General features: G+C 65.0%; 7 protein-coding genes. 2 read left to right on the top strand and 5 right to left on the bottom strand.

The features are described from left to right. Window positions 1-234: 234 nt before the first annotated feature. The gene (locus MTR66_RS18950) at window positions 235-633 is read left to right on the top strand and encodes an acyl-CoA thioesterase (protein WP_243923872.1); all 399 of its coding nucleotides are present in this window, start codon (window positions 235-237) and stop codon (window positions 631-633) included. Here MTR66_RS18950 and MTR66_RS18945 read toward each other — a convergent pair. Both MTR66_RS18945 and ald read right to left on the bottom strand, forming a co-directional pair. Continuing rightward, window positions 617-2,341, bottom strand: coding sequence for a sensor domain-containing diguanylate cyclase (locus MTR66_RS18945; protein ID WP_243923870.1), 1,725 nt, complete (start codon window positions 2,339-2,341; stop codon window positions 617-619). The genes MTR66_RS18950 and MTR66_RS18945 overlap by 17 nt on opposite strands. A gap of 55 nt (window positions 2,342-2,396) precedes the next feature. After that, the gene (gene ald / locus MTR66_RS18940) at window positions 2,397-3,527 is read right to left on the bottom strand and encodes an alanine dehydrogenase (RefSeq protein ID WP_243923868.1); all 1,131 of its coding nucleotides are present in this window, start codon (window positions 3,525-3,527) and stop codon (window positions 2,397-2,399) included. A gap of 135 nt (window positions 3,528-3,662) precedes the next feature. Between ald and MTR66_RS18935 the strand changes: the two genes are divergently transcribed. Beyond that, the gene (locus MTR66_RS18935) at window positions 3,663-4,121 is read left to right on the top strand and encodes an Lrp/AsnC family transcriptional regulator (protein ID WP_243923866.1); all 459 of its coding nucleotides are present in this window, start codon (window positions 3,663-3,665) and stop codon (window positions 4,119-4,121) included. Here MTR66_RS18935 and MTR66_RS18930 read toward each other — a convergent pair. The 3 genes from MTR66_RS18930 to MTR66_RS18920 form a co-directional block, all read right to left on the bottom strand. After that, window positions 4,103-5,872, bottom strand: coding sequence for a cation:proton antiporter domain-containing protein (locus MTR66_RS18930; RefSeq protein ID WP_243923864.1), 1,770 nt, complete (start codon window positions 5,870-5,872; stop codon window positions 4,103-4,105). The two genes, MTR66_RS18935 and MTR66_RS18930, sit on opposite strands and share 19 nt — an antisense overlap. Before the next feature lie 627 nt (window positions 5,873-6,499). Further along, window positions 6,500-6,925, bottom strand: a complete 426-nt coding sequence (locus MTR66_RS18925; RefSeq protein ID WP_243923862.1) for a hypothetical protein — start codon at window positions 6,923-6,925, stop codon at window positions 6,500-6,502. Next, window positions 6,922-8,565: DNA translocase FtsK (locus MTR66_RS18920; RefSeq protein ID WP_243923860.1), on the bottom strand; the 1,644-nt coding region annotated here is incomplete at its 5' end. The genes MTR66_RS18925 and MTR66_RS18920, both read right to left, overlap by 4 nt.

The following is an 8,565-nucleotide window of genomic DNA, read 5'->3' as shown; positions in this document are numbered from 1 at the left end:
GCTGAAGACCGATGACAACGAGCTGATTTTCAAGACCAACATGGGCGCGGGCCACGGCGGCAAGTCCGGCCGTTTCGAAAGCCTGAAGGAAACGGCGGAGGAATTCGCCTTCATCCTGTGGCAGCTGGGCGTGGAGGGGTAACGAAGGCCCTTGCCGTTCGTGTCGAGCGAAGTCGAGACACGTCAGGGCAAGGCAAATGTGTCTCGACTTCGCTCGACACGAACGGATGTAGTATGAACCGCTTCACCCTTACATTCACCGCGCGGCCCGAACACATCGATGTGATGGGCCACGTCAACAATGCGGTCTGGGTGCAGTGGATGGAGGCCATCGCCGTCGCGCATTGGGAAGCCCATGCGCTGCCCGAACAGCAGGAAAAATATGCCTGGGTCGTGGCCCGGCACGAGATCGACTATCGCGGCAATATCCGCGAGGGCGAGAGCGTGACGGCGGAAACGTTCATCCCCGATGGTCCCAACGGCGCCCGGTTCGACCGCTGCGTGGAATTCCGCAATGCGGACGGAAAAGCGATCGTGCGTTCGCGCACGACCTGGGCGATGATTGCGATCGAGACGGGCCGGGTCATGCGTATTCCGCAGGACGTGGCGGAACGGTTCAGCGCAGCCGGATAACCGTCTCGCCTTCGCTGCCGGTCTTGAGGGCCAGCGTGTCCTGCACGGTGCGATCGCGGCCGTCGGACTTGGCCTGATAGAGCAGCGCGTCGCAGCGGGCGTAGAGATCGGCAAAGCGCATCGGCGGCGCGCCGGTGATCAGCCCCATGCTGGCGGTCACGGGCCGGTCGAGCCCGCTGATCTCGGCGGCGATGCGCGCGGTGATCGACTGGCGGCGGCGCTCGGCGCGGTCTGCGGCGTCCGGTCCGCGCAGCAGCAGCAGGAATTCCTCGCCCCCGAACCGCACGGCGATCGTGTCCTCGTCCGGCATCAGCGCGCGCGCGACTGCTTTCAGCACAGCATCGCCCATGGCATGGCCGAGCGTGTCGTTGACCGCCTTGAAGTGATCGAGATCGAGCACGGCCATCGTGTCGAAGCCGCTCTTGGCGAGCCGCGCGTAGCGTTCCTCGAACCCGCGCCGGTTGTAGAGCCCGGTCAGCGGATCGCGTTCGGCCAGGCTTTCGAGGAACCGGGCCTGCGTAATCGCATGGTCGCGTTCGTGCTTGATGGTCATGAAGCGGTCGGCCGCGCCCAGCGTGCTCAGCAGGACTTCGAAACCGATCGAAAGGTGCTGCGCGGTCATCACGCTCAAGGGCGAATCGGCCATGCCCAGCAAAGACCCGATCCGCACCAGGGCCGTGACGATCAGCGGAGCCCAGCCGATGATCTGGAACCATACGGTGCGGCTGCCGCGCCGCGCCGCGGTGATCATCGACCAGACCAGCATGGCGAAGAGCGGCAGGAAGGCGGCGTAGTAGACGGCGGAAACGGTCGGCAGCAGCACACCGTCCGCGAAGAGGTAGTAGACCGACCATAGCGCCATCCAGGGCCCCATGGCGCGCAGCAGCGTCATTTGTCTCCGCCCCAGCATACCCGGCTCCACCAGCGATGCGAGGAACTGGGTGGCGGCGATGCTGGCAAGACCCAGGCTGGCCGAGGACAGCACGCAGATTTCGAGCAGCGATGGCGAGAAGAAGCGGTTGACCAGGCCGCTGGCGACGAAAGTCTGGATCAGCATCGCGAACACGGCCAGCGCGTGCCAAAGCGCAAAGGGCTGGCGCAACACCCGGTAGAAGCCGAAGTTCAGGATCAGCGGCATCAGCATCAGTCCGCACAGCACGGCCAGGACCAGTTGCTGGTTGCCGACATGGGCCTCGCTCGGCGGCGGCGCGACATGCACGTCGGACAGCAGGGCCGGATGCCGCGCGCCGGTAACTTTCAGGACATAGGCCGCCACGGGCGCGTGCAGCCGGGGCAAGGGCATGCGCATTTTCCAATGGGTGGTGGAAAATTGCAGGTCGCCGGGCGCGATCTCGCGAGTGGCGCTGGTGCCATCGGCGCCGATGGCGGTCAGCGAGAGCTGTCCGAAACGGGTGAGGCGCGTGGTCAGGACGGAACCGGGGGCGAGCGGATGCCCGGTCATGTCGATCCGGACGAGGCTGGCTCTGGACCCGTCGATCTTCCAGTTCGATCCGCTGCAATCCCAGCGGGCGGGATCCCGGGCCAGTGCGGCGATGCTGGCTTTGGTCTGTGTGTCATGGGCCGGAGCAAGGGCCGTGCAGACCGATCCGGCGGGAAATCCCGGCGCGGCGGCAGCCACCGGCGCGCCCAGCAGAGCGCAGACGATGGCCAGGAGGCCGGTCAGAAGGAGCCTTGTCCCGGAAAGCATGGGCAATCCATGGGACAAGGCTTTCAATATGAAGTTAATGCCTCCGGCAAATTGCCTATTTCAGGACGGTTTCCACCGGCATGAACGCGTAATCGAGTTCGCGGGCCACAGCTTCGTATGTCACGTGCCCGGCGTGGACGTTGAGACCGGCGGCCAGATGCGGATCGGCCCGCAGCGCGGCTTTCCAGCCCTCCGCCCCGTCGAAGGCATCGGCGATGGCGAGCGCATGCGGCAGCGTCACGTTGTTGAGCGCATACGTGCTGGTGCGGGCGACGGCGCCGGGCATGTTGGCGACGCAATAGTGAACGATGCCGTCCACCACGAAGGTCGGATCGGCATGGGTGGTCGCATAGCTGGTTTCGAAACAGCCGCCCTGATCGATGGCGACGTCGACCAGCACTGCGCCGGGTTTCATCGTGCCCAGCATCTCGCGCGTGACAAGCTTGGGCGCGGCGGCGCCGGGGATCAGCACCGCGCCGATCACCAGATCGGCCTCGGCCACGCTCTCGGCAAGGTTGGCGGTGCTGGAAAAGCGCGTCTTGGCGCGCGCCTCGAAGTGGTTGCCCAGCCGTTCGAGCACGTCGGCGCTGCGGTCGAGGATCGTCACGTCCGCGCCAAGACCCGCCGCCATCTGCGCGGCGTTGAAGCCGACCACGCCGCCGCCGATCACCGCGACTTTGCCCGGCATCACGCCCGGCACGCCGCCCAGCAGCACGCCGCGCCCGCCGTGGGCCTTTTCGAGCGCGGTGGCGCCTGCCTGGATCGACATGCGCCCGGCCACCTGGCTCATCGGCTTGAGCAGCGGCAGCGAACCGCCGGGTCCGGTCACGGTTTCATAGGCAATCGCGGTGACGCCCGATTTGACGAGATCGGCGGTCTGCTCCGGATCGGGCGCAAGGTGCAGGTAGGTGTAGAGGATCTGCCCTTCGCGCAGCATCGCGCGTTCGACGGCTTGCGGTTCCTTCACCTTCACGACCATTTCGCAGCCCGCGAAGATTTCGGCGGCGGTGGCGATCATCGTCGCGCCGCAGCGCTGGTATTCGCCGTCGCTGGCGCCGATGCCAAGGCCTGCGCCCATTTCCACCCAGACTTCGTGCCCATTGCGCACCAGTTCCTGCACGCTTTCAGGCGTGAGGCCGACGCGGTATTCGTGGTTCTTGATTTCCTTGACAGTGCCGATGCGCATGGTTCGTCTCCGGTGCGGGTTGCCTTGGAGAAAAGGTACACCGGGCCGGGCGCAATGTTTCACCGGAATTGCGCTTGATCTCTCATGAAAATGTAATATTTCCCGATTTTACCCTATATCTCGGGAGAAAATTTCATGGACCGGGCGGATCGCGCCTTGCTGGAAGCGTTGCAGGCGGATTCGTCGCGCTCGATCGCCGATCTGGCGGCGCTTGTGCACCTCTCGCCCTCGGCCTGTCACCGCCGGATCAAGGCGCTGGAAGAGCAGGGGCTGATCCTGGGCTATGCCGCGAGGGTCGATGCCCGGCGGCTGGGGCTGTCGGTGGAAGTCTTCGTGGAGATCACGCTCGACAGCCAGAGCCGCGAGGCGCTGGACCGGTTCGAGCGCGCGGTGTGCGATTTTGACGATATTCTGGAATGCCACCTGATGAGCGGCGCGGGCGATTACCTGCTGCGCGTGGCCGCCGCCGATCTCGATCATTACGGCCAGATCCACCGCGATTGCCTGGCGCGGCTGCCGGGCGTCTCGTCGATGAAAAGCAGCTTCTCGCTGCGCCGGATCAAACGGTTCGAGGGTTACTCGGTTCCGGGGTGAGGCCCGCCGCGCACGGGCTCCGTCAGGATGCGGTCATGCGCGACGCGCATGTCGCCCGCCTCGAACTGCAGGGCCAGCCGCTCCTTGTCCTGCGTGCGGTATGTGCTCTCCGCCTTGTCGATCTCTTCCAGCGACAGGCCCACGCTCTTGAGCGCGCAGCGCGCCAGCATGGCGGCCGATTCCATCACCTCGCGCATGGCTGATTTCAGCGGGGCGTCCTTCAGCCGCAGCATGCTGCGGCGGTCGAACACGCGGGCGTGGATTTCGGCCTGGGGGAAGCTGGAATGGACGGCGTGGAGGAAGCCCTCGGTCAGCTGGTTGCCATCGATGCAGAACACGATCAGCTGGGCTTCGGCGGCCCCGGCCTGGCGCAGCATGTCGATACGGGTGCCGTCGCCGAAATAGACCTTGGCACCGAACGATCCGGCGACATCGATCATCTCGATGTCGGTGTCGATCAGCGTCACCTTGATCCCGGCGGCGTTCAGGATCTGCGCCACCGTCTGGCCGAAGCGCCCGTATCCCACGATCAGCGCATTGGCGCCGTCCTGCTGCGGCCCCTCGCGCACCTCCTTGCCGGCGGGAGCCTCGCGGAAGCGGGCGGTCGCCATCATCAGGAACGGTGTTGTTACCATCGACAGGGTGACAATGGCGCCGAACAGGCTCGCGGCCTGTGGTTCGATCAGCCAGGCGTTGGCGGCCTGGGCAAAGAGCACGAAGCCGAACTCGCCGCCCTGGCTGAGCAGCAGGCCGAGCGCCAGCGCGCTGCGCCAGGGCATACGGAACAGCATGGCGAGCACGAAGATGATCCCCGCCTTCACCGCGATCAGCGTCAGCGCCATGCCTGCGACGAACAGCGGCCGTTCGGCAATCGCGGACAAGTCCAGCATCATGCCCACCGACATGAAGAACAGGCCGAGCAGGATCGAGCGGAACGGCTCGACATCGGCTTCCAGCTCGTGGCGGTAGGGGCTGTCCGCCAGCATGACGCCCGCGATGAAAGCGCCCAGCGCAGTGGAGAGCCCCAGAGCCTCCATCAGCGCGGCGGAGGCGATCACGGTGAACAGCGCGGCGAAGACGAACATCTCGCGCTCGCCCAGATTGCCGATCAGGCGGAACAGCGGGCGGATCACGAAACGCCCGGCGGCGATCAGCCCGGCAATGGCGAGTACGGTGATCAGCGCGAGCTGCCAGCCCGGAGGGCCCTCGGGCAGGTTGGGATTGCGGTTCATCGCGGCGATGATCGTGATCAGCGGGATGATCGAGAGGTCCTGAAACAACAGGATCGCGAAAGAGCGCTCGCCCACCGGTGAATGCAGGCGCCCGGCGCTTTGCAGCATCGGCAGGACCTGCGCGGTGGAGGACAGACCCAGCGGCAGGCCCAGCGCCAGCGCAGCTTCGATCGTGAAAGGCGTGAAATAAAAGATGATCGCGGAAATCGCGAGGCCGCATAGTGTTACCTGCAGCAGGCCCAGTCCGAATATCTCGCTGCGCATCCGCCACAGGCGCCGGGGCGCCAGCTCCAGCCCGACGATGAACAGCAGCAAGGTGATGCCCAGTTCTGCAAATCCGATCTTGCCTTCCGGATCGCCGACCAGATCGAGCGCGTAAGGCCCTAGAACGGCGCCTGCGAGCAGAAAGCCCAGCGTGGCGCCCAGCCCGAGCCGCCGGAACAGCAGGACGAAGACAAGCGCCGTTCCCAGCAGCAGGAATCCGTCCTGCAACGGGAAGGCTTGGGTCTGGTGTTCCATGTGGGGGGCGTCCGATGGGGAAGTTGCGTGCCGCGCAATCTAGGCGCAGGATCGGATTTCACCAACCCCTGCGGCGGACACTGTGCATGATTCCAACGTAGCGTGGACAAATCCGGCTGAAGGGATGCCTACGGTTGGGAAGTGCCGAGAGCAGGTTGAGCGGCAACTATGGGTGGAATGCGGATATTAGCTCATAGGGGCAGTAAAGATTGCGATTCCGTAAGCCAGCCATGACGCGACGGCTACGATATTCAAGCGTTTGAGGTTGCGGACATGTCGGTTTAGCTCTGCATCTTGGAGCGCTTTATATCTGCCTCCCCGGGTGAAACGTTGGAGGCTTCGATAGGGAAATATAGATGACTTTTCGATAGCCAAGAACGTCTCCGGATGGCGCTTTATCAGCGCGTCCCGGACCTTCTGCATGAACCAGAATTGGGCCACGCAGCATCCAAAGAAAACTACGAAGGGAACTATGATATATTTCGGCAAGTCGATATCCTGTCGATGCTGCACCTGCTATAGTCTGTGTAGCTAGTGTTCGCTATGTCAGCGTATCCGGAAAGTCCGTTTCCTACGAAAACTGGTGCTAGCAGCCGCTCCGGCTTGCCACGGCGCGTGACAACGCACCTAGCGCGGCAGGATACCCTGGCAGATGAACTTGAGCACTTTGCCGTCCTGAGAATCCCAGTGAATTTTCTGGACGGGCGGGCTGGCATAGGCCTGCCCGCCCAGCACGGCGCCGCTGGGCGCCACCGCGCTCCACTGGTGCGTGGCCTGCTGCCCGGCGGCACAGTTCACGCTGCGCAGGGCATAGATCGTGGTGCCATAGGGATATGGCCCTTGCGCGCGCAGCAGCACGCTGGCCTGCCGGAACTGCCTGCCTAGCCCGCCTGCCGCGACACTCGCGGTATCGACCCGCACGCTGCGGCCGGTCGCGCGTTCCACGTCGTTGGCGAAGACTTGGACCCACTGCCCGGCCTGCACGGTAAGTTCCACCGTGGCCGCCGTGGCGGGCGCCGCGATGGCCGCGGCCAGCAGCAAGGCGCGTTTCAAAGCGGGTTTCCGTTCTCGTCGCGGTAGATGTCGCGGCGGCCGACGTGGTTGGCCGGGCCGACGAAGCCATCGTTCTCCATGCGCTCCACCCATTTGGCGGCAGTGTTGTAGCCCACGCCCATCTGGCGCTGCAGCCAGGAGACCGAGACTTTCTGGTTCTCGAACACCAGCTGGCACACCTGCCGGTACTTGCGCTCCTCGGGCGCGTCGGAGGCGGTGGCGTCGAGATCGTCGAAGCCGAAGCTGCCTTCCTCGGGTTCTTCGGTAACGGCGGTGACGTAGTCCGGCGTGCCCTGCGTGCGCCAGTAATCGGCCACATGCTCCACTTCCTCGTCGGACACGAAAGGCCCGTGGACGCGCTTGATCGGGTCGGAACTGGGCTTGTAGAGCATGTCGCCCTTGCCCAGCAGCTGCTCGGCGCCGTGTTCGCCCAGGATCGTGCGGCTGTCGATGCGGCTGGTGACGGCGAAGGAGACGCGCGTCGGCAGGTTGGCCTTGATGACGCCGGTGATGACATCGACCGAGGGGCGCTGCGTCGCCATGATCAGGTGGATGCCCGCCGCGCGGCTCTTCTGCGCGAGGCGCTGGATCAAGACTTCGATTTCCTTGCCGACCGTGACCATGAGGTCGGCCAGCTCGTCGACGATCAGCACGATCTGCGGCAGCACTTCGTAATCGAGCTGGTTTTCCTCGTAGAGTTCCTCGCCGGTATCGGGATCGAAACCGATCTGCACGCGGCGGCCGAGCGGCTTGCCCTTGGCGGCGGCGGTGCGGACCTTTTCGTTGAAGCTGGCGAGATTGCGGACGGAAACCTCGCTCATCATGCGATAGCGGCGTTCCATCTCCTCGACCGCCCACTTGAGCGCGCGCACGGCCTTGGGCGGCTCGGTGACGACGGGCGAGAGCAAGTGCGGGATATCGTCGTAGCTCTTGAGTTCGAGCACTTTGGGATCGACGAGGATCAGGCGGCACTGCGCCGGAGTGAGCCGGTAGAGCAGCGAGAGCAGGATGCAGTTGAGGCCGACCGACTTACCCGAACCGGTCGTACCGGCCACCAGCAAGTGGGGCATCGTCGCCAGGTCCGCCACGACCGGCTCGCCCGCGATATCCTTGCCCAGAATGATCGGCAGCATGCCCTTGTGGTGGGCGAAGGCTTCAGACGCGATCATTTCCTTGAACGAGACCATCTGCCGCTCGGCATTGGGCAGTTCGATGCCCATGACGGTGCGGCCGGGAATCGAGGAGACGCGCGCGGAGATCGCCGACATGTTGCGGGCGATATCGTCGGCCAGGCCGATCACGCGCACCGCCTTGGTGCCGGGGGCCGGTTCCAGCTCGTACATGGTGACGACCGGGCCGGTGCGCACGGCGGTGATCTCGCCCTTGACGTTGAAATCGTCGAGCACGGTTTCGAGCAGGCGAGCGTTGCGTTCCAGGCTGAGCTTGTCGATCTTCTGGCCGGAATTGGGCGGTGGATCGGCCAGAATGTCGAGGCTCGGCAGTTCGTACTGGTCGAACAGGTCTTTCTGGCGGCTGCCGGAGCCGAGCATGGCTGGGGTGGGAGAGGCCTTGGGATCGACGATCTCGGGCGCGCGGCGGGGCTTGTCCGCTGCCGGAGCCGGGGCTTCCGCGCGCGGCGC

It is taken from the genome of Novosphingobium beihaiense, from assembly GCF_022832375.1.
GTDB lineage: Bacteria > Pseudomonadota > Alphaproteobacteria > Sphingomonadales > Sphingomonadaceae > Novosphingobium > Novosphingobium beihaiensis.
Note: the sequence above shows the minus strand (reverse complement) of the source record. Positions and strands in the feature narration are given on the sequence as shown.